This is a genomic window from Phytohabitans flavus, assembly GCF_011764545.1.
In the GTDB taxonomy this organism is placed as follows: Bacteria; Actinomycetota; Actinomycetes; order Mycobacteriales; family Micromonosporaceae; genus Phytohabitans; species Phytohabitans flavus.
This window is the reverse complement of record NZ_AP022870.1, coordinates 4,678,699-4,698,741: the sequence shown is the minus strand read 5'-3', so window position 1 is coordinate 4,698,741 and position 20,043 is coordinate 4,678,699. Positions and strand designations below refer to the sequence as shown.

The 20,043-nt window shown below is 70.9% G+C and carries 16 protein-coding genes and 2 pseudogenes; 13 read left to right on the top strand and 5 right to left on the bottom strand.

What is annotated here, in order from left to right; translation table 11 throughout:
• The first annotated feature begins 120 nt into the window (after positions 1–120).
• Positions 121–1,372 (top strand): annotated as a pseudogene (locus Pflav_RS20480) (L,D-transpeptidase).
• 76 nt (positions 1,373–1,448) lie between these two features.
• A pseudogene (locus Pflav_RS48840) lies at positions 1,449–2,629 on the top strand (DUF3103 family protein).
• A gap of 47 nt (positions 2,630–2,676) precedes the next feature.
• Here the strand turns inward: Pflav_RS48840 and Pflav_RS20470 are convergent.
• Positions 2,677–3,648, bottom strand: a complete 972-nt coding sequence (locus Pflav_RS20470) for an AI-2E family transporter (RefSeq protein ID WP_197938662.1) — start codon at positions 3,646–3,648, stop codon at positions 2,677–2,679.
• On the bottom strand, positions 3,600–3,821 hold the full coding sequence (locus tag Pflav_RS43775) for a hypothetical protein (RefSeq protein WP_197938661.1): 222 nt from the start codon (positions 3,819–3,821) through the stop codon (positions 3,600–3,602). The genes Pflav_RS20470 and Pflav_RS43775 overlap by 49 nt, the downstream gene beginning before the upstream one ends.
• Positions 3,822–4,465: 644 nt before the next feature.
• On the opposite strand from Pflav_RS43775, the gene Pflav_RS20465 reads away from it, so the two are divergent.
• Positions 4,466–5,119 carry a hypothetical protein gene (locus Pflav_RS20465; RefSeq protein ID WP_173037582.1) on the top strand — a complete coding sequence of 218 codons (654 nt, stop codon included), beginning with the start codon at positions 4,466–4,468 and terminating at the stop codon, positions 5,117–5,119.
• 47 nt (positions 5,120–5,166) lie between these two features.
• Positions 5,167–5,646 carry a GtrA family protein gene (locus tag Pflav_RS20460; protein WP_173037581.1) on the top strand — a complete coding sequence of 160 codons (480 nt, stop codon included), beginning with the start codon at positions 5,167–5,169 and terminating at the stop codon, positions 5,644–5,646.
• Here the strand turns inward: Pflav_RS20460 and Pflav_RS20455 are convergent.
• A complete protein-coding gene (locus Pflav_RS20455; protein WP_173037580.1) occupies positions 5,627–6,436 on the bottom strand; it encodes a class I SAM-dependent methyltransferase in 810 nt (269 codons plus the stop codon). The genes Pflav_RS20460 and Pflav_RS20455 overlap by 20 nt on opposite strands.
• 133 nt (positions 6,437–6,569) lie before the next feature.
• Between Pflav_RS20455 and Pflav_RS20450 the strand changes: the two genes are divergently transcribed.
• From Pflav_RS20450 to Pflav_RS20410, 9 genes are all read left to right on the top strand, one after another.
• The gene (locus Pflav_RS20450; RefSeq protein ID WP_173037579.1) at positions 6,570–7,694 is read left to right on the top strand and encodes a glycosyltransferase family 4 protein; all 1,125 of its coding nucleotides are present in this window, start codon (positions 6,570–6,572) and stop codon (positions 7,692–7,694) included.
• A complete protein-coding gene (locus tag Pflav_RS20445; protein ID WP_173037578.1) occupies positions 7,691–8,734 on the top strand; it encodes a Gfo/Idh/MocA family protein in 1,044 nt (347 codons plus the stop codon). The genes Pflav_RS20450 and Pflav_RS20445 overlap by 4 nt, the downstream gene beginning before the upstream one ends.
• A gap of 44 nt (positions 8,735–8,778) precedes the next feature.
• The gene (locus tag Pflav_RS20440) at positions 8,779–10,302 is read left to right on the top strand and encodes a hypothetical protein (RefSeq protein WP_173037577.1); all 1,524 of its coding nucleotides are present in this window, start codon (positions 8,779–8,781) and stop codon (positions 10,300–10,302) included.
• Positions 10,303–10,452: 150 nt separating this feature from the next.
• Positions 10,453–11,043, top strand: coding sequence for a hypothetical protein (locus Pflav_RS20435; RefSeq protein WP_173037576.1), 591 nt, complete (start codon positions 10,453–10,455; stop codon positions 11,041–11,043).
• Between the two features lie 331 nt (positions 11,044–11,374).
• On the top strand, positions 11,375–12,346 hold the full coding sequence (locus Pflav_RS20430) for a hypothetical protein (protein ID WP_173037575.1): 972 nt from the start codon (positions 11,375–11,377) through the stop codon (positions 12,344–12,346).
• Between the two features lie 261 nt (positions 12,347–12,607).
• Positions 12,608–16,837, top strand: coding sequence for a DUF3616 domain-containing protein (locus Pflav_RS20425; protein WP_173037574.1), 4,230 nt, complete (start codon positions 12,608–12,610; stop codon positions 16,835–16,837).
• A 115-nt stretch (positions 16,838–16,952) separates the two neighbouring features.
• A complete protein-coding gene (locus Pflav_RS20420) occupies positions 16,953–17,792 on the top strand; it encodes an aldo/keto reductase (protein ID WP_232071678.1) in 840 nt (279 codons plus the stop codon).
• Positions 17,793–17,918: 126 nt separating this feature from the next.
• Positions 17,919–18,431 (top strand): DUF3267 domain-containing protein, encoded by a 513-nt coding sequence (locus Pflav_RS20415; protein ID WP_173037573.1) that lies wholly within the window; start codon positions 17,919–17,921, stop codon positions 18,429–18,431.
• A gap of 115 nt (positions 18,432–18,546) precedes the next feature.
• The gene (locus Pflav_RS20410; protein WP_173037572.1) at positions 18,547–19,287 is read left to right on the top strand and encodes an SDR family oxidoreductase; all 741 of its coding nucleotides are present in this window, start codon (positions 18,547–18,549) and stop codon (positions 19,285–19,287) included.
• Between the two features lie 14 nt (positions 19,288–19,301).
• Here Pflav_RS20410 and Pflav_RS20405 read toward each other — a convergent pair whose 3' ends face one another.
• Positions 19,302–19,520, bottom strand: a complete 219-nt coding sequence (locus tag Pflav_RS20405) for a hypothetical protein (RefSeq protein ID WP_232071676.1) — start codon at positions 19,518–19,520, stop codon at positions 19,302–19,304.
• A gap of 40 nt (positions 19,521–19,560) precedes the next feature.
• Positions 19,561–19,881 (bottom strand): hypothetical protein, encoded by a 321-nt coding sequence (locus tag Pflav_RS20400; protein ID WP_173037570.1) that lies wholly within the window; start codon positions 19,879–19,881, stop codon positions 19,561–19,563.
• Positions 19,882–20,043: the final 162 nt, after the last annotated feature.

Genomic DNA, 20,043 nt, shown 5'->3' with positions numbered 1-20,043 from the left:
CACGCATGACTGGAAATGCCGTCCGCAATTCGATTCCAGAACCTGCCGGAAACAGCGCGGATACCTCATGGCCGTGGAGAGAATGTGGCGAAGGGAAGTCGCGAAAACGGGGGACGGATTATGGAGTTGAGGCGGCGATTGAACCTGTTGTCCGTAGCCATCGCGGCCGCACCGTTGGTCCTCGTCACGTCGTGCACTTCTGGCGGCGGCCAAAAGGGGGAGGGGGAGAAGCCGCCGGAGCTGAGCCTGACGCCCGCCGACCAGGCCCGCGACGTGCCGGTCAGCGCTGAGGTGGGCACCACCGTGAAGGGTGGGCGGATCACCGGCGTACGGATCACGGACGACAAAGGCGCCGAGGTCAAGGCGGAACCTCGGGAGGACGGGTCGACCTGGGTGCCGAGCAAGCCGTTGCAGCCGAAGCGGACGTACGTCGCCGAGGTGACCGCGACCGGCGACTCGGGGAAGACGACCACCCAGAAGTCAACCTTCACGACGATGCCGAAGTCGAACAAGCCGGCGATCACCAGCACGCTGTACTTCACCAACAACCGGACGTACGGCACGGCAATGCCGGTCACCGTCAAGTTCGACCCGCCCATAGCCAAAGCGGCCAGAGCGGATGTGCAGCGCCGGTTGTTCGTGAAGACGGACCCGCCGCAGCCGGGGACCTGGTCCTGGGTGCCCGACGGCAGCCAGGTCGAATACCGGGCGCCCGATTTCTGGCGGACGGGCACGACGATCAGCGTCCGGTCGGCCCTCCAGGGCCTGCCGATCGGCAAGGACAAGATCGGGGACGTGGACCGTACCGCCACGGCGAAGATCGGCCGCCAGGTGGCCTTGGAGATCGACAACCGCACGAAGCAGATGTCGGTCCTGCGTGACGGCAAGCTGCTCCGCAAGATCCCGGTGAGCCTCGGCAAGCCGATCACGCCGACCTCCACCGGCAAGATGGTGATCATGGAGAAGTTCGACTACACGACGTTCGACACCCGGGGGACCCGCTCGGCGGTTACGTTGTCGACGTCGAGGACGCCCAGCGGCTCACCTGGGGCGGCGAGTTCATCCACGGAGCGCCGTGGTCGGAGGGGACCAGGGCAACATCAACGTCTCCCACGGCTGCACGAACATCTCCGCTTCCGCGGCGAACTGGCTGATGGGCATCACCCAGGTCGGTGACCTTGTCACGGTCAAGGGCACCGAGGTGAAGCTGGATCAGGGCAACGGCTTCACGGCCTGGAACGTGAGCTGGGACGAGTTCGCCAAGGGCAGCGCGCTGCCCGTGCCGGCCGGGCTTGCGCCGGCACAGGCCCAGCAGCCCGGCGCCGCGGCCAGTAAGACGCCCACGCCGGCGCCGTCCGGCCCTGGCGGCTGATACAGGCACGTAGGAGAGCACGGACCGGCCCGCTGTCAGGCGGGCCGGTCCTTGTACGTCCGGGTCGGTACACCGGATGTTTCATTGTCCTGGACGGTTACATGCATCAATCTCTTTCCTGAGCGTCGATCACGAGTCGACGTCCGAACGCGAAGGAGTTTGCGTGAACCCGTCCACCTCCCGCCGTGGCCGCGCCACAGTGCTGGTCGCCGTGCTGGCGATGCTCGCGGCGCTCGGCGCGTCGCCGTCGCCCGCCCACGCCGCGCCCGCCGATCCCGCTGGCCCGGTCTACACGGCCACCGACACGCTCGCCCGCCAGCTGGCCTCGGCCCTGCGCGACCGCGGCAGCCGAGACAGGGTCGTGTCCGTCGCGGCGGCCGGACCCTTCGACCTCGCGACGATCGGCGCCGGCGCGACGTTCGCCGCGTCCGTGCGCTCGGCCAACGAGACCGTCAGCGCGGCCAAGGGCCTGCCGGGTGGCGTCTCGTTGCTGCGGGCGCGCCTCGCCGACCCGGCCATGCTGCCGGCCCTGCGCGCCGGCGCCGCCCCGCTCGTCGCGGCCACCCCGACCGACGACCTGCAGGCCAGCCTGGTCGGCTACGCCCCGTCCGGCCGCCAGGTCCGCCTCGACGCGGCCCGCGTGCCGCGGCGCCCGGTGCTGCTCGTCGAGGTCGACACCGGCAAGGCGCTTTCGCTCGGCGTCGAGGTGGTACGGCAGCGGCTCGGCGGCGCCGCGACGCTTGGCGCGGCCCCGAAGGCGGCGGCGAACGGCTACTGGGCCACCAAGATCGACGCGGTACACCTGAACGACGACAAGGAGCCGTGGTTCAAGGGGGTGCCGAGGTCTACAGCATCGTGGGCGGGTTCGGCCTGGACGGCACGGCAAAGGCCGACATCGTCCAGATGCCGTACCTCGACAACGACGGGACGACGTACTACCCGAACCAGCTGCTGGTGCACTTCAACGCGTACAAGTACAACCTCGCCGACGTCGTGATGATGGAGGACGACGGCGACACCAACTACCAGCAGCTGGCCCAGGCGATCGTCAGTGCCCTGCTGACGATCATCGACGCTGGCGTCTACGCCCCGCTGGTGGACGCCATCCTGGCCGCGATCCCGAACTCCTGGTGGACCGACGACGCCGACTACGTCGACTCCTGGTACACCCACTCCACGGCGAGTAGCGGCCGCCTCAACGGCGCGGCCGGCAACGGGTGGATGAACGTCTCCCCGTACTTCGTCCAGCCCCTCTAAAAGGTCGGCGGTGGGCGGCGTCTGGGCGCCGCCCATCCCTCCCGGCGTCAGGCCGGCGCCGGGTCGGGGTCGGTCCGCTCGGCCGGGGAGTTCCGAGGTGGCGCCGCGTGCTCCTGGGCCGGTGACTCGCCGCCCTTGGCACCGGCGTTGTCCCCGAGGAGGGGACGCAGCCACTGCGCGCCGGGGTCGGCGTCGATGAGCAGCGCCTTGACCAGCAAGGTCAGCGGCACGGCCAGGATCGCGCCGAGCGGGCCGAGGACGACCGCCCAGAACACGAGCGACACGAAGGTCAATGTGACGGACAGGCCGACGCTGTCACCGACGATCTTGGGCTGGATGAACCCCTGGATGACCTGGTTGACCACCCAGTAGATCACCACGACCCAGATCATCAGGTCCACGCCGCCCTCCAGCAGCGCCAGCAGCGCGGGCGGTACCAGGCCGAGGACGAACCCGACGTTGGGGATGTAGTTCGTGACGAACGACAGCAGGCCCCACAGCAGCGGCAGCGGGATCCCCAGGGCGTACAGGACGCCGACATCGACGACGGCCACGATCAGGCCGAACACAGTGGACACGATCATGTAGCGGCGGGTGTCCCGGGCGAAGGAGCGCAGCGCCGCCACCACGGCCGGCCGCGCCTCGGCGGCCGCGTCGAGCTGTCGGGTGAACCGCGCGGCGTCGATCGCCACGAAGAAGATCAGCGTGGCGATGAAGAACAGGTCGGACAGGACCGCCGACAGTCCGGCGAGGACCTGTTGCAGCACGCCGGCGAACCGGGACAGGTCCAGATCGTTCACGGCGGTACGGATCTGCTCCTCGCTCACGCCCGCGTCCTCGAGCCACGCGGTCACGTGATCCAGCAGCTCGCTGAACTGTGGGCCGTAGCTCGGCATCAGGTCGATGAGCCTGGCGACCGCGAGGGCCAGCGCGCCCGCGATGCCGAGCAGGATCGCGTACACGGTCAGGATCACCACGAGTGCGCCGATCCAGCCCGGCACCCCCAGCGCCGCAACCACACCTGGAGCGGATGGACCGTGACCACGAGGACCAGCGCGAGAAACGCCGGGCCGAGCGTGCCGGAGAACGCCCGGATGCCGGCGATCGCCACCACCGCCGCGGCCATCCCGACCAGGATCGTCAGCGCGCGAGGCGGAAGCCAGGCAGGCCCGCCACGGCTGGACAGTTCCACGAAATCACCTCTCCCAGAGCCGCGACCGCTGGCGATGGACATTAGAGCAACCGCCGTTTTCGCAGGCGACGACACGGTTGAGGTCCAGGTGGCGAGTAGACCAACTCTCGCTCGCGGCGTGGCGACGCACGCTCGGCGGGCGCCAGGAACGAGCGGATGGCGGCGGTTCGGGTGATCCTGCGCCCCCGTTGCGCAGGATCACTCGTGCCGTCGCGCTTTTGCACGGTTCAAGTCTGTACGGGACCTGATTTGTCCGGCAGCGCGAACGCCGCCGAACAATGAACGCCGAACAAAGCCGCGAGGGTACGTGCGCCGCGAAAAGTCCCAGGACAGGGCCGCGAGTGAGGGCGAACCCGAACGCGTGGCCGGCACCGTAGTGGTCGGCAAACCACGACGGTGCCGGCAAATCAGGTGCCGACCCGGCGGGGGATCCCGGGAAGTTTCCGGGGTGGGGAGGGCACCCACGTCTCGAACCGGCAACTCGCCACCCGTCGCCTTAGTAGAGACCGGGTTAGCTTACCGGTAGTGAAGTGCCGAGCGCATCATGTGATGTTGCGGGAATTATTGCGGATATCTCCAGTAGTGACGATTGTCGCTACGTGTCGGTCGAACCAAGAAGGTCAATGAAGCGCTAGCGTCGACCCATGGAGGACGCGACCGCTCTGCTCAGCCTGAGCGGCAGCATTGGTGGCGCGAGCACGGTGGGCACCGGCGTGCTGGCGATTCGGTTTGGCGCGCGTCGGTGGGTAGTCTGGCCACTACTTGCCGTGACTATATTGGTTGCCGGGCTGATTGTCTGGTCGGCCATAAATGGTGGTTTGTGGTACGCGGTGCCCAATAGCCTCCTGGCCGTTGCGATGGTGGCGCTGTGGGATCACCACCTCGCTACCAGGCAGGCTCGGCCGAGCCGGCTGGCGCTCGCGTTCACCGCGTGGCGAGCCCGCCGCGGCGTCCTCCGTGGACCGGGCGGCCGGCGGGTGCGCACCATCGATCAGCTCCGCGCGGAGTACGGGCAGAGCATCCTCGACGACGCCACCCGCGACCCGATCCTGGACCACCTGCTGTCGACGTACGAGCGGAGGATCGAGGCGGTGGCCTCCGAGTCCGGCGAGCGCCTGGACGCCGTGTCCGTCACCGCGTTCGCCAACCGCTACCTCGAGATGCTCAGCGATCCCGGCCGGCACCTCCGGAGCGAGCCGCCCTACGCCGGCTACTCCCGCCACATGCTCGTCATCGCCGCGACGTGCCGGCTCGCCGACCGGTTCGCCCGCGTGCCCGCGCCCACCAGCAGGGTTTAAACAGCCCCCCAGCAGGGTTTAGACAGTGGTTCGTTAGTCTGCCCGCTGTGCGGGTGGTGGACGGTGTGCTGGGCGCCGTGCGCGAGCGTGGCCCGCGCTATCTGGCCGTCGCGTTGGGCAACGTCGTGTTCGGCCAGCTGGTGCTCTGGCTGCTCCAGCTTCCCTTTCCGGACGGCCGGCGCGCGGTGGTAAACGCGGTATCGGTCGTGTTGTGTGCGATACCGGCGTACTACGCCAACCGGGTGTGGGTGTGGCGGCGCACCGGGCGGAGCTCGTGGCGCCGCGAGGTGCTGCCGTTCTGGCTGTTCGTGGCAGTGGGTTTGGTCGTGACGACCGGGGGCGTGGCGGGTGTCGAGGCGGTCTGGCGGTTCGTCGCCGACAGCCAGCTACCGCGCCCGCTGACCAACCTGACAAACCTTTCCGCGACCGGTCTACTGTGGATAGTCCGGTTCTTCTGGATGGACGCCGCTTTCCGCCCGGTCGAGGAAGAGGAAGAAGATCCGGCGGCTACCGCTTCCGGCCGCTGACGCACCAGCTGATCCCCTTGTACGGGACCACCCGCACGTCCTCGAATTCCGCCTCGGGAAACCAGGCCCGTGCCCGCTCGTTGCTAATGAGTTCGGTGTACGGCGCGTTCAGCTTGTCGAAGACGTTGAGCGCGTTGCGGTCGAAGGTCAGCCGGCGGAAGTTCGCGAAGTAGTCGTGGTAGGGCAGGAACCGCAGCGGCAGCCGGTACACCGTGTGCACCACCGGGTAGAGCATGGCGGTCAGGATCCGGGCCAGCCGCTCGACGGTACGGCGGCCGCGGCGGCGCAGCAGGAGGCGGCGCAGCGGCTCGACGACAGCCGCCATGAACGTGTTGCCCTCCCGCGACCACACCCACGCGATCAGCAGCCCGCCCGGGCGCAACAGCGAGGCGAGGTGGGCCATGCTGGCGTCCGGGTCGTCGGTGTGGTCGATGGTGCCGATGCTGTACACGACGTCGAAGGGCTCGTCCGGGGTCCAGCGGGCCAGGTCGCCCTCGTGGACGCTGACGTTCGGCAGGTGGGCGAGGTTGCCGCGGGCGAGCTCATGGGCGTTGAGGTCGAGGCCGACGACCTCGGCCGCGACCGGCGCGACGATTCGCACGTGGTGGCCGGGACCGCAGCCCGCGTCGAGCACCCGCTTGCCCTCGAAGTCGGCGAGCGTGCGCGGCTGTACCCAGTCCCAGAACAGGAACTCGTCCGTGTCCCGGAACCTCTCCCACTGGTACAGCCACTCGGGCTGCTTCTCCTGCGCAACCGCGGCGGGCTGCGATTCAACGGATGGCTCTCTCACCTGCGAAGTCACGAGAGGGGACGTTCACGGCCGATCTTGAACGTCGCGTGCCGGCCGCGCGAACAACGCACTAAAGTTGATCAACAGCGGGCGCCGAAGCGGCATAAGCGCGTTATCGTCCCTTCGAATTCCGATGAACCTGCTGCTTGTCGCCAACTATCTGCCGCCGTACGAGGGCGGGATCCAGTTCGTGGTGGACCGCCTGGCACGCGGTTACACGGCCCGCGGCCACGACGTCGCGGTAACCGGACACGACGCGGCCCGGCGCCCCGATCCTGCCGGCGTGCCCTACCGCGCCGTTCCGGTGCCGGCGGCCAACCCCCTGGAGCGGCTCAGCATCCCGATCCCGCTCTTCGCCCCGGCCGCGCTGCACCGGATCACCCGGGAGCTGGTCCGGTGGGCGGACGCGGTACACGTGCACGGGCTGCTTTACCCGAACACAGCGCTGGCCGTGTCGCTGGCCGCCCGCGCCGGCGTACCCGTGGTGGTGACCGAGCACGTCGGGCTCGTCGCCACCGGCGGCCGGCTGCTCGACGCCGCGCAGGCCACCGCCTTCCGCTGGGCCACCCGCCGGGCGGGTCGCCGGGCCACGGCGTTCGCGGTGCTCAACGAGCGGGTCGCGGGCGAGATAGGCGCGGTGATCGGAGGCGCGCGGCCGGTCGTGCGGATCGACAACGGTGTGGACACCGCACGCTTCCGCCCGGGCGACCGCGCCGCCGCCCGCGACCGCCACGGGTTCACCCGGCCGACCGTGCTCTTCGTTGGCCGGCTCGCCCGCAAGAAGGGGCTCGACCTTCTGCTCGCCGCGGCGTCCCGGTCGGACCGGTTCGACGTCGTCGTGTGCGGCAAGGACACCGAGCGGCTGCGCGACCTGCCGCCCACCGTGCGGGTCCTCGGCAAGCTCGACCAGGACGCGCTCGCCGACCTGTACCGCGCCGCCGACCTGCTGGTGATGCCGTCGTACGGGGAGGGCTTTCCGCTCGTCGTACAGGAGGCGATGGCCAGCGGGCTGCCCGTGGTCGCCTGCGCCGGCGCGGTACCCGAGACCGGCCCGCACGCGGCGGTGGTACGCCTCGCCGACCGCGACCCGGACGCGCTGGTGAAGGCCGTACACGCCGTGCTCGACGAGGGGGACGCCGGGCGGGAGCGGGTGGGCGCCGAGGCCCGCGAGGTCGCGGTGGCACACTACGACTGGTCCGTCGCGGTAGATCGCTACCTGGCGCTGTTGAACCCATCCCCGGCGGAGGTGCTGTCGTGACCCGAGTCGCCGTGGTCGGTGCGGGCTGGGTGACCGTCAACCGGCACCTCCCGTCGCTGTCCCGCCATCCCGGCGTGCGGGTGGTCGGCATGGTCACCCCGGAGCCGCCGCAGGTGTCCCGGGCGGAGCTCGCGCGGCGGCACGGGCTGACCCGGTACGGCGCCACGCTGGACGAGCCGTGGCTGCGCGACGAGGTCGACGCCGTGGTCATCGGTACGCCGCCGGACACCCACGCCGACCTTGTCTGCGCGGCACTCGAGCGCGGGCTGCACGTACTTGTCGAGAAGCCGTTCGCGCTCACCACCGAGGACGCGGACCGGATGATCGGCGCTGCCAAGGCGGCGGACCGCCGGCTCGCGGTGATCCACAATCTCCAGTACGGCCGGGCGGCCACGCGTGCCCGAGCGTTGCTGACGAGTGGCCGGCTGGGTGACCTGCGGGCCGCGTTCGGGGTGCAGTCGAGCAACCACCGGCGGCGGCTCCCCTCCTGGTACCCGAAGCTGCCGCTCGGCCTGTTCACCGACGAGGCGCCACACCTTATATATCTGCTTCAGTCTTTCGTGCCCGGCGCGCAGGTGCGGAGCCTGCACGTGGGGCCGGCGTTCGCGCCCGACGACAACACGCCGGACCTTGTCTCGGTGGTGCTGCGCGGCGGCGGCCAGGCATTCGGGTCGCTCCAGATGACGTTTGTCGGCGCGATCTCCGAGTGGCTGCTCGTGCTCGCAGGCAGCCGCGCCACCGCGATGGTCGACTTCTTCCGGGACGTGTGCGTGGTGGTGCCCGACGACGGCGGGCACCGCACCTTCGACGTGCTGCGCACCCAGGTCGCCGCCGCCGCTGGGCACGCCGCTGGCACGGTCGCGGCCGGGTCGCTGCGGGTGCGCGGGCGGCTGGACTACGGCAACGACGAGGTGGTCCGCCGGTTCATCGCCGCCGTCCGCGACCCGAGCCAGGACCTCGCCGGGATCTCCGCCGAGCGCGGGCGCGACGTCGTGACGGTGCTGGCGGCCGCGCACGGCGCCGCCGGGTCGCACGGGTAGTGCCGGGCCGGCACCGGCGGGCGTGGCGGTACCGGCCCGCCGCCGTGGATCTGGCGTTCGCCGGGTTCCTGCTCGCCGTCGCCGTCGTGCGGTACGCGGTGCTCACCGATCGCGCGGCACCAGCCACCATCGACTCCGGTAACTGGCTGGCGTTCGGCAACGCGCTCCTCGGCGACCACGCGACACGCGCCTCCGGCCTGGCGTACCCACCGGTCACGCCGCTCGCCATGGGCTTGCTCACCCGCGCGGCCGGCCCGGTCGTCGCGGTCGGCCTGCTCGGCGCGCTCAGCTCGCTCGCGCTCGCCGTGGGCACGTACGCCGTCCTGCGCGGGTTCGGCCTGCGCTGGGCGGCTGCCGGGCTCGCCGCACTGCTGTCCGTCTCCGCCGCGACCGGCGAGGCCGCCGCCTGGGGTGGCTTCCCCCAGCTCATCGCCGCCGGGCTGGTGCCGATCCTGCTCGTACTCCTCGACACCGCGCTGCGCACCGACCGCTGGGCACCGGCGCTGGGCGCGGCCGCGGCCACCGCCGGCCTGCTCGCCACAAGCCACTTCGTGGTCGGGTACGCCGCCTTCGCGGCCGCCGCCGTCGCCGGGCTGCACCTGGCCACCGTGCCCCGGGGCGAGCGCCTGCGCTGGATACGCAGACGGCTGCGGTACCTGGCGGTGGTCGCCGCGCCCGCCGTGCTCGCGGTACCGCTCTACCTGCCGCTGCTGGACGCGGTCGGCGGCAACCGGCCGAGCGCCACGGACGCCGCCGCCGTCACCTGGGCCAACCTCTTCGCGTCACTGGAGTTCACCTACCGGGACCAGCCGGTCGTCTGGCGTACCGCGTTCGTCGCCGGCCTCGCCACCCCGTTCCTGCTGCGCGACCGCTGGCGGGAGCCCGCCTGGCGGCTCACGGTCGCCGCGCTCGGGTCGGTCGCCGTGGCCACCGCGCTCACCAAGGAGACGCGCGGCCTGTACTTCCTGCCGTTCGCCACGGTGCTCGCGCTCGGGCTGTGGTCCAGCGGCGAGCGCCGCCAGGTCCTCCCCGCGCGGGTGGCCGTGGCCGGGTTGCTCGCCGCCGCGGTCGCCCTCCAGACCTGGAGCGGATTGCGCCTGTTCCCGGCCCAGCGGGACTACTACGGCATCGTCTCGCCGGACATGTACGCCGCCCTCACCTGGCTGCGCGACACCCCGCCCGGCACCCGCCTCGGCGTGTCCACTGTGGACGACGCGCCGCTGGGCTGGTGGGTGGAGGGGTACGTGCGCCGGCCCACCTGGTACGCGTCCCCGCTGCGCTGGCTGAGCTACGCCGACGAGCTGGAGCGCGCCCGCGTCGCCAACGAGGTGTTCGCGCCGCCGTTCCCCGACGACAGGACCGTGACTACCGCGGAGGCCGCGGGGATCGACCTGCTCCTCGTCTCCACGGACAGCAACCGGTACGAGCCGGAGGCGATGACGGCGTTCGTCGAGGGGCATCCCTGCGCGGTGGTGTTCCGGAACGGCGGTGCGATCGTCATCGACGTCCGCGCCGCGGCCGGACCGCCGCCCGCCCAAGGCGGTTCCGGTGCTGGTTGCGGGGCCTGAGGTGTCATGCGCGGTTCAACCGAAGATCATCTAGGGCGCCTAGGGTCGGCTGCCATGACTAGGGTCTGTCTGGTGGATCTTGTGGGTGCGAGGCGAGGTCCAGGCGGCGTCCGGGCGTGCCGGGCGGAAGGTCGCATACCGGTGTTGTATGTGGCCTTTCGTCTGGTGCGGTCGGTCGTCGTCTGGACCCGCCGCAGCCCCGCGGAGATCCGCCAGACAGACTCTGGCTTCCGCCGCCTTGCCACCCTCGCGATGACGCTGCTCGCGGCGATCGCGTTCGCCGGTGCGCCGGCGGCGGCCGCGCCGTACACGGCCAGCCGGGGGACGCTCACCCTCTCCACCTCGACGGTCGGCCCGGGCGGGCAGGTCACCGCGAACGCAGGCGGCTACGTCGCCGACGGCGAGGTGCGCATCCTTGTCGGCGAGGCGACCGCGGCGACCGTACGCAGTGACGGGAAGGGCGTGGTCGCCGCCGAGTTCACGGTGCCCGACGGGGTACGGGGCAACGTCGAGGTGCGTGCCCTGGGGCTCGATCCCGACCGGGCCACGCGCGTGCTGACCGCGGCGCTGACCGTGCTCGACGGCAACGCCGACCAGTCGGGCACGTCCGGCGCGCAGGACCAGAGCGGCGACGGGGGCGGCCTCGGCGGCGGTACCGTCGGCATCATCCTGACCCTGGCCGCGCTCCTCGTGGTCGGGGCGGCCCTCGCCGCGACGCGCGTCCGCCGCCGCGCCGGCTGACCGTGGCACCGCGACAAGCACCCGGGGTTGGTGCCCTCTGGCTGCTCGCGGTATCACTCGTCGCGTCGCTCGCGATCGGCGCCGCCGTCTCTGGCCACGCCCCCGCACCCGGCCTGCGCCTCGGCGCGGTGACCGCCACGGTCAGCGGCTCGACGCTGACCGTGCAGACGTCGGTCACCCCGGCCGGCGCGCGGGCGCAGCGGTACTACGTGTGGTTCGAGCTGGTCCCGGCCGGGGAGCGCCGCGCCGCGTACGTCTCCGAGACGATCTCCGGCAGCGCCCGGCCGCCCAGCGAGGGGACAACCCGGTCGCCATCCGCCAGCCGCTGGACGTGCCGCCCGGCGAGTACCAGCTCGCGGTGTGGCTGCACGAGCGGGTGCGCGGCGCCGTGGCCGAGGCCGACCGCTGGTCCGGGCCGCTCGACCTGCGTGGCACCGACCCGGCCGAGCTGCGGGAGCGGGCACCCCGGGACGTGGCGATCGCGAGCGCGGCGATCACCACCGGGCACCGCAGCCCGGCGGCCGTCACCGGCACCGTGCGCCTGCGGAACACCACCACCGTGCCGCGCACCGTGACGGTCGGTACCGGGCTCACCGACTCCGCCGGCGCCCGGCCCACCTCGACCACGCGCTGGGCGCCGTCCCGGACGGTCGTCGTGCCGGCCGGCGGTACCACGGAGGTCGCCATCGCCGACAACGTCGCGGTCTGGCCGGGCGCGTACCGCCCCACGGTCGAGGTGCGTACGGGTACACAGCTCGACAAGGGCGTGCTGCTCGACCAGCTCACCGGCGCCGCCTCGGTACGGGTCGACCTCGACACGCGCCTGGCCCGCACCGCCCTGCCCGCCGGCCACTTGATGATCGCCGGGAGCTCCCCACCGGCCACCTGGGAGGGCGGGACGCGGCGCACCCTCGCGGTCACGGTGGTCAACCTCTCCGCCCGGCGGGTCACCGCGCGCCTGCTTCCGGTGCTGGCGCCCGCGGACGCCGCCGAGCCGTGGCGTGCCTCCCGGATCTCCTGTACGCCCACGGACACGTCGCTGCCGCCGCACGGGCGGGCCACGGTGCGCGCCTCCTGCCGCCTCGCCCCGGGGCTGGCGGGATCCGGTCCGAGGAGCGCAGCGACGAGGCTGGATGGCGCCGGCCACCCGGGGCGCTCAGCGAGCGAAGCGAGCGCAACCAGCACAGCGGTCGGCCCGGGGGAGCTGCGGCTGTCGTACTGGGTGCACGAGCGGGCGGGCGCCGGCTACACGCACAGCGACGGCGTGTTCGCTCTGGCTCCGGTGCGGGTCACTGTTCGCTGAGCGGACATGTGCGGAGAGCGGCTGAAATCGATGCCAGGCAAGCGAAGTGAGTCAGGCAACACCCCACACGTGCCCGCCATTCGTCGTTAAGGCGGGCGGAAGAACCAAGATCCGACTGTTCGTCGGTCGTTCGCTGATCATGTCAGGCGGGTTAACCGCTGGCTGAAAACGTGCGAACCAGGCGGTATCTCTTCGCGACGATGCGGGCCGCCTCGACCTCCCCTCCCGGAAAAGAGAGCCCTTGTGCATTCGCATCTCTCGATGAGATCCAGACCCGTGGTCGCCGCGCTGGCGACCACGCTCGCGTTGTCGACGGCGATCTTCGTGGCGCCGCAGTCCGCCGCGGCCGCCGGCCCGCTGGCCGACCTCGTACTCGTGGAGGCCGACTCGGCGTCCACGTTCGGGGCGGTCTCGCTGGTCACCGCCAGCACCGACGGCACGCCGAGCACCAAGAACCCGGTGCCGCTGCCGACCACGACCCAGGCCAGGAACAACCCGCTCACCCTGAACATCAGCGAGTCGAACGCGGGACATCTGAACCGCTCGGCCGACGGCCGCTACCTCACGATCGGCGGCTGGAACCGGGAGCCGGGCACCGGGAGCTCCAGCGACAACCACTCGGTGGCCCGAGTCGACGCGCGCGGCGGCGTGGACACCACCACCACGCTGGGCAGCTCCTTCTCGCGCGAGTTCGCGAACTCCGTGGTCAGCCCGGACGGCCAGACGCTCTTCGCCAGCGGTGAGGGCAAGGACGGCAGCACCAACTCCGCCCTCGTCCGCGTGCAGTTCGGCGGCAACACCCCCGACGCGTGGACCAACTCGCTGATGCGCAGCGGCAGCACCGCCAAGATCTTCGGCGGCAACCTGTACGTCGCGACGACGTGGGTCAGCCCGTACGGCATCGCGAAGATCGGTGACGGCATCCCCGCCGCGCCGGCGCCGTACACCGCGTTCTTCGGCAACAACGTCCCGGGGTACTTCGGCTCGGGCATGGGTGACTTCACCCTGCTCGACCTCAACCCGAACGTGCCCGGCATCGACACCGCGTACGTCGCGGACGACGGCATCATGAAGCTGAGCTTCGACGGCACGAACTGGACCGGGCAGGGCACCACCCGCCAGCTCGGCCGCGTCGACTCGTTCACCGCGCGCGCCGTCGACGGCCACGCCGAGCTCTTCATCGTGCGCGCCGGCAACCAGCTCGTCCGGGTGACCGACACCGCGGCGTCCGGGGCCGTTCCCGTGTACGAGGAGCAGGTGCTCAAGACCGCCGCCGCGGGCAAGGTCTTCCGCGGCGTGGACTTCGCGCCCGAGGGCTGGAACCCCAAGCTCGCTCCCCCCGCACCGTCGAACGAGGTCGCGGTCGTCGAGGTCAACGGCGCCAGCAACTCCACCCAGTCGGCCTCGGTCGCGATCCAGCGGTACGCGACCGCCAACAACGCGTACCGTGGCCAGATCCAGCTGCCCGGCGACACGTTCACGCTGCCGTCCAGCAACACCACCGCGGGTGGCCTGCGCCGCTCGGCGGACGGCCGGTACGTGACGCTCGCCGGTAACAGCAACCCGGTCGGGCCCAAGGTCGCGTCGCCCACCGTGGTCGCCCGGATCGACGGTCAGGCGCAGGTCGCCAACACCGTCCTCCCCGACGCGTACGCGACGGTGAGTGGCGCGCCGTACGAGGTGATCAGCACCGACGGCTCCGCGTACTGGATGTCCGGCGCGAGCGGCAACAGCCTCCGCTACGCGGCGCACGGCGCTTCCGCCTCGACCCAGGTGGACAGCTTCGGCGCGCCCTCGCTGTCCATCGTGGACGGTGTGCTCTACGTGGGCGGCAACCCGTTCGGCGGTAGCGCGAACATCGACCGGTACCCGTCCGCGCTGCCGACCGCTGCCGAGGTCCGCACGTCCGTGGTGTCGAACCTCCCGTCCGTGCAGGAATTCGCAATGCTCGACGCGGATGACGAGGTCGCCGGCCCGGACGTCGTCTACTTCTCCACCCTCCAGGGCGTGCTGGGCAAGTACGCGCTTGTGGACGGTGCCTGGAAGAGCGTCGGCACGTTCGCGGCCGGCACTGCGTTCGCGCACCTCGCCGCGCAGCCGGTGCTCGGCGGCGTCGAGATCTACGGCACCGCGTCCGACGGCTCGCGGCTGGTGAAGCTCGTCGACACCGCCGGCCGTACCGAGGCGCCGGCGATCGCGGCCCCGGTCACGATGGCCACCGCGACGCCGGGCACGGTGCTGCGCGGCGTGGCGTTCCCGCCGGTCGGTGGCTGGCCCGCTCCGAGCGGCCAGCCGACCGCGCGGCCGTCGATCCTGACCACCTCGAACCAGGTGGTGGGTACCGCGCTCAACCCGCGTAACCCCACGCTCGGCGTCTCGCTGAACGACCGGGACACCCCGGCCGCCCAGCTGACGCTCACGGTGACCTCGTCGAACCAGACGGTGCTGCCGGACGCGGGCATCACGGTCGACGGCACCGGCGCGTACCGGCGGCTCTTCTTCGCGCCGCTCGCCTCGGGCAGCGCGCAGCTCACGATCAAGGTGAGCGACCCGCAGGGGAACACGACCACGACGACCGCGTCGTACTCGGCCAACCCGGCCTTCGCCGACACGTCGATCTTCTTCTACTACGGCGTGGACGACATCTCCTCGGCCGTGGACGTCGGCGACGGGTACCTGCTCGGTGTCACCGACGAGGAGAACTCGCTGCGGCTGTGGAAGCGGCAGAAGCCGGCCGACGTGACCGGCGCCGGCTCGCAGTACCGGACGATCAGCGTCGACGGCATCGGCGGCAGCGAGTACGACTACGAGGGCATCGCCAAGGTCGGTGACCTGATCTACCTGTTCGCCTCGCACGGCAACGACAAGGGCGGCGGCTCGGAGCCCGAGCGGGCCCGCTTCGACGTCGTCAAGATGACCGGCACCGGCGGGAACGTCCAGTTCACCCGGGTCGGCGGCACGACGGACCTGAAGCCCCAGCTGCTCGCGTGGGACGCCGCCAACGGTCACGGCCTCGGCGCCGACGCGCTCGGCTTCGTCGCCGGCACCAAGCCCGGCATCATCCCGAACCCGCCGAACGGGTTCAACATCGAGGGCGTGGAGCTCGCACCGGGCTCGTCGTCCACGCTGTACCTCGGGTTCCGCGCGCCGACGTTCGTCAAGAACGGCAAGCCGCACGCGCTGATCGTGCCGGTGACCAACATCGACAAGTACTCGACCGGTGAGGACGCGCAGGCCACGTTCGGCGCCCCGATCTTCCTTGATCTGGGTGGCCGGTCGATCCGCGAGATCCGCAAGAACGCGGACGACGACTACGTCATCTCCGCCGGCCCGGGCAACGGCAACACCACCTGGGCCCTGTTCACCTGGAACGGCAAGCCGAACAGCAAGCCGGTCCTCGACCAGCTGCTGGGCGAAGAGAACACGTACGGCACCTGGGAGACCATCCCGTCGGTGCCGAGCCCGATGGTGGCCGGTGCCCAGATCGAGCTGCTCACCGACTCGGGTGACGCGGACGGCCGCGGCCGCTCGTTCGGCAAGATGTACACCCTGACCGGTGGCCCGCGACCCGGGCACCTCAACGTGTACGTCCAGCCGGCCAACTCCGGCGCGACCGTCACCGTCGACGGCGTGGCCCGGGACACCGGCGGCCTGGACGGGCTGGCCCTGGCCGACGGCAAGCACAAGGTCTGCGTGCTCGCGCCGACCGGGTACACCGCCCCGGCCTGCCAGAACGTGACCACCAGCGCGACCGCCGGCGTCACGCTCGACATGGCCCTGAGCCCGAACTCCGGTATCCAGGTGCGCTGGAACAACACCCTGATCGGCAACAAGCCGGTGACCGTCACGGTCGACGGCGTACCGGTCAACGACGGCACCACTGGCCCGGTCAACGCCCGGGTCGAGCCTGGCCAGCGGGTCATCTGCTGGAGCGCGGTGGCCGGCTTCAACCCGCCGGCCTGCCGGACCCAGGTCTTCGAGCCCGGCGTCACCTACGGCATCACCGGCAACTACACCGCCAACCCGGACGCGTCCGGCTACACCGGACCGACCGGCATGCTGCGCGTCGTGCAAACCGCCAACCCGGTCAACACGACGGTCGTGGTGGACGGCAAGCCGCGCGCCTCGTGGAGCCTGGACTGGATGCGGATCGCGCCTGGCCAGCACAAGGTCTGCTTCACCGACGTGGTGGGCTTCATCACGCCGGAGTGCAAGACGGTCACCGTGACCGGTGCGCTGACGACGACCGTGGAGGTGGCGTTCACCCAGGCCGCCGCCCTCCAGGTGTCGACCGACGCGCCCGGCCCGGCGCAGATCTTCGTCAACGGCGTGGCCTACGACGGCTGGGGCGTCTGGACGTACCTGCCGGCGGGCGAGGTGCAGGTGAGCTTCGGCCCGATCCCGGGTCGGACCACTCCGCCTTCGCAGACGGTCACCCTCACCCCGGGCCAGACCACTGTGGTCACCGGCTCGTACGCACCCGCCTCCTAGTGGGTAAATAGCACCACAAACGGACCTGGGTGGGCGTGCGCCGTACACGCCCACCCAGGTCTCCTTATTCCGCCCCCCGATCCTCGGATCGCTCAAGGTCGGTAGGGTTTGGGCCGTGACGCCGATTACCGCTCCCACAGTCACCCTGCGGCACGGTGCGGAGCTGCCGCGCCTTGGCCTGGGCACCTCGCCGATGGACGACACAGCCACCGAGGCGGCCGTGGTCGCCGCGATCGAGACGGGCTACCGGCTCGTGGACACCGCCGAAAACTACGGCAACGAGCGCGGCGTCGGTCGCGGGCTCAAGGCTTCTGGTGTACCGCGCGAGGAGCTGTTCGTCACGACCAAGTTCAACCGGCGCTGGCACGGGGTCGAGCCGGCCGCCGAGGCGTGCGAGCGCAGCGCCGACCGGCTCGGCCTGGACTACATCGACCTGCTGCTCATCCACTGGCCAAACCCGGACCAGGACCTGTACGTGCAGGCCTGGCAGGGTCTGGACCGGCTCCTGGAGGACGGCCGGGTGCGCGCGATCGGCACGTCGAACTTCAAGCCCACCCATCTGGAACGGATCATCACCGAGACCGGCGTCGTACCGGACCTCAACCAGATCCAGCTCAGCCCGACCGTGACCCGCGAGTCCGCCCGGGCGTACCACGCCGAGCACGGGATCGTCACCCAGTCGTGGTCGCCGATCGGCGGCCCGAGCAACGACGTGCTGCGCGCCCCGATCGTGGTCGAGCTGGCCGAGCGCTACGGCCGGACGCCGGCGCAGATCGTGCTCCGCTGGCACATGGAGCTGGGGCTGACGACGATCCCCAAGTCCAGCGACCCGGGCCGCATCCGGCAGAACATCGACATCTTCGACTTCAGCCTGGCCGCCGACGAGGTGGTCGCGATCACCGCGCTCGACCAGGGCGACGCCGCCGGCGCCGACTCCGACGCCTTCGGGCACTGACGCTCTGCGGTACCGTCCCGGCATGCGCGCGAGTCGATCTCTGCCGGATGGGTACGAGCTGGGCGGGACGGTGCGTTTGCAGGGCAATCGGCGGCTTCAGGCGACGCTGATGCTGCTGTCGCTGCCGTGGGGCTCGTGTCGCTGTGCGCCGTGGGGACGCTCGGTGCGCTGGTCCGCCCGGCGGGCTGGTCCTTCGAGCTGGGGCCGGACATCGCGATGGTGCCGGTCGTGGCGTTTCTCGTCGGGCTGCTCGCCATGCCGCTGTTGACAGTCGTCGTGCACGAGGCCGTGCACGGTGTACTGCTGTGGGCGTTCACCCGGGCGCGTCCGGTGTTCGGCTTCAGGGGCTGGTACGCCTACGCCGACGCGCCCGGGTGGTACCTGTCCCGGTCGACGATGCTCGCGGTGCTCGTCGCGCCGCTTGTCGTGCTGCCGGTGCTCGGCCTGCCGTTGGTCGCGTTCGGGCCGGTGGGGCTGTCGATCCTGGTGCTGCTGGCGTTGATCTTCAACGCCGTGGCGGCGATCGGCGACGTGTACCTGATCGGGATCGCGCTGCGGGTGCGCGGGCCGATGTACTTCGGTGACGAGCCCGGGGCACGGCCGGGCGAGGCCGGCAGCTGGTACGTGCTCCGCCGGTAATACACGGCCCGACCCGGAAGCGTTTCTGCGAGGCTGTCACAGGCCGGCGGGCTGCCCTGTCTTAGCTGGCGACCGGGTGGCAAGCAGATGCCCCCGTGAGCCGAAGGGGCATGTCATGAAGATCGTGGTAGTCGGCGGTACCGGACTGATCGGGTCGAAGCTCGTGACGAAGCTCGGCGAGCACGGCCACGACGCGGTCGCGGCGGCGCCGAGTACCGGCGTCAACACCCTGACCGGCGAGGGCGTGGCCGAGGCGGTGAAGGGTGCGTCCGTGGTGATCGACGTGTCGAACTCGCCGTCGTTCGAGGCGGAGGCCGCCCGCGAGTTCTTCGAGACCTCCACCCGCCATCTCCTGGAGGCGGAGGCGGCGGCCGGTGTTGGCCACCACGTCGCGCTGTCCGTGGTGGGCACCGAGCGGCGGCCCGACATCGACTACTTCCGCGCCAAGATCGCTCAGGAGAAGCTGATCCAGGCGTCGCCGATCCCGTACTCGCTGGTGCACGCGACCCAGTTCTTCGAGTTCGTCACGCGGATCGCCGACGACGCCACGGAGGACGGCAAGGTCCGGATCGCTCCGGTGCTCTTCCAGCCCATCGCGGGCGACGAGGTGGCACAGACGGTCGGCCGGGTCGCGGTGGGCGAGCCGCTGAACGGTCGGGTCGAGGTGGCCGGGCCCGAGCAGTCGCGGATGGACGAGTTCTTCCGTCACGTCCTCGCCGCGATGGGCGATTCGCGTGAGGTGGTCACCGACCCGCATGCGCGGTACTTCGGAGCTGAGCTGACCGAGCGGACGCTGGTGCCGGAGGACGGCGCCATCCTCACCGGCACCAAATACGCCGACTGGTCAGCCAAGTAACGCGAGGCGCCTCGCTAGGAGTCTGCTGGATAGGGGCTGGTGTTCAGTGCCTCCGCGGCCTCGTCGAGGGCGTACTCGCCCTCGGGGAGGCCGTCGAGGCGGGTGCTCAGGTCGGCTGGAAGGTCCGCCGCGGCGGCGTGGCGCAGGATCGCGTCCCGGGTCACCCGCTCCTGGCCAGCGAAGACGCTGTCCAGCAGCCCCGAGAGGCGGCGCTGGTCGCTTTCGTCGGTCATGAGCGGCGATCTACCCAGGCTCATCGGGACAAAACTGCCGTCAGCGGATCACCCGGCAGACGAGCGCGTCGGAATTGCCACGGAAGGCGCTCATGACCACGTCCACCGTGAGGTACTTGCAGGCGAGGTACGGGTCGCCGGAGCCGACGTACTGCATCGGAGTGCCGCCGTAGCAGCGGAGCCCGGAGCTCTCGTAGAAGCCGATCCAGGCCGTCGCGTACCGCGAATGGCAGTAGTCACCGATGGACAGCGGTCCGAACGGAACGTCCACGACGGCGGCCTGGGCCGGCGCGGCGATCGCGAGCGCCCCCGCGCAGGCCAGCGTGACGCTGGCGGCGAGGGTCAGGAGACGACGAAGCACGGGGCTACCTCCACTGATGGGGGCGGGACAGTGGCGCCACGGCAAGTATTAAATAGGAAGCTTTCTTTATCAATGGCCTTCCGGTGGTACCGCTGAATCGGTATTTGTGGGGGAGGCGCCCGGAAGCCGGGTCCGTTATAGTAACACTTGTTCGTGCTGCGA

What these genes read in the sequence shown, in the direction of transcription:
- Pflav_RS20465 (WP_173037582.1), top strand. Translation starts at nt 4,466, where the DNA reads ATGGAGGACGCGACCGCTCTGCTCAGCCTGAGCGGCAGCATTGGTGGC.
- Pflav_RS20410 (WP_173037572.1), top strand. Translation starts at nt 18,547, where the DNA reads ATGAAGATCGTGGTAGTCGGCGGTACCGGACTGATCGGGTCGAAGCTC.
- Pflav_RS20450 (WP_173037579.1), top strand. Translation starts at nt 6,570, where the DNA reads ATGAACCTGCTGCTTGTCGCCAACTATCTGCCGCCGTACGAGGGCGGG.
- Pflav_RS20425 (WP_173037574.1), top strand. Translation starts at nt 12,608, where the DNA reads ATGAGATCCAGACCCGTGGTCGCCGCGCTGGCGACCACGCTCGCGTTG.
- Pflav_RS20405 (WP_232071676.1), bottom strand. Translation starts at nt 19,520, where the DNA reads ATGACCGACGAAAGCGACCAGCGCCGCCTCTCGGGGCTGCTGGACAGC.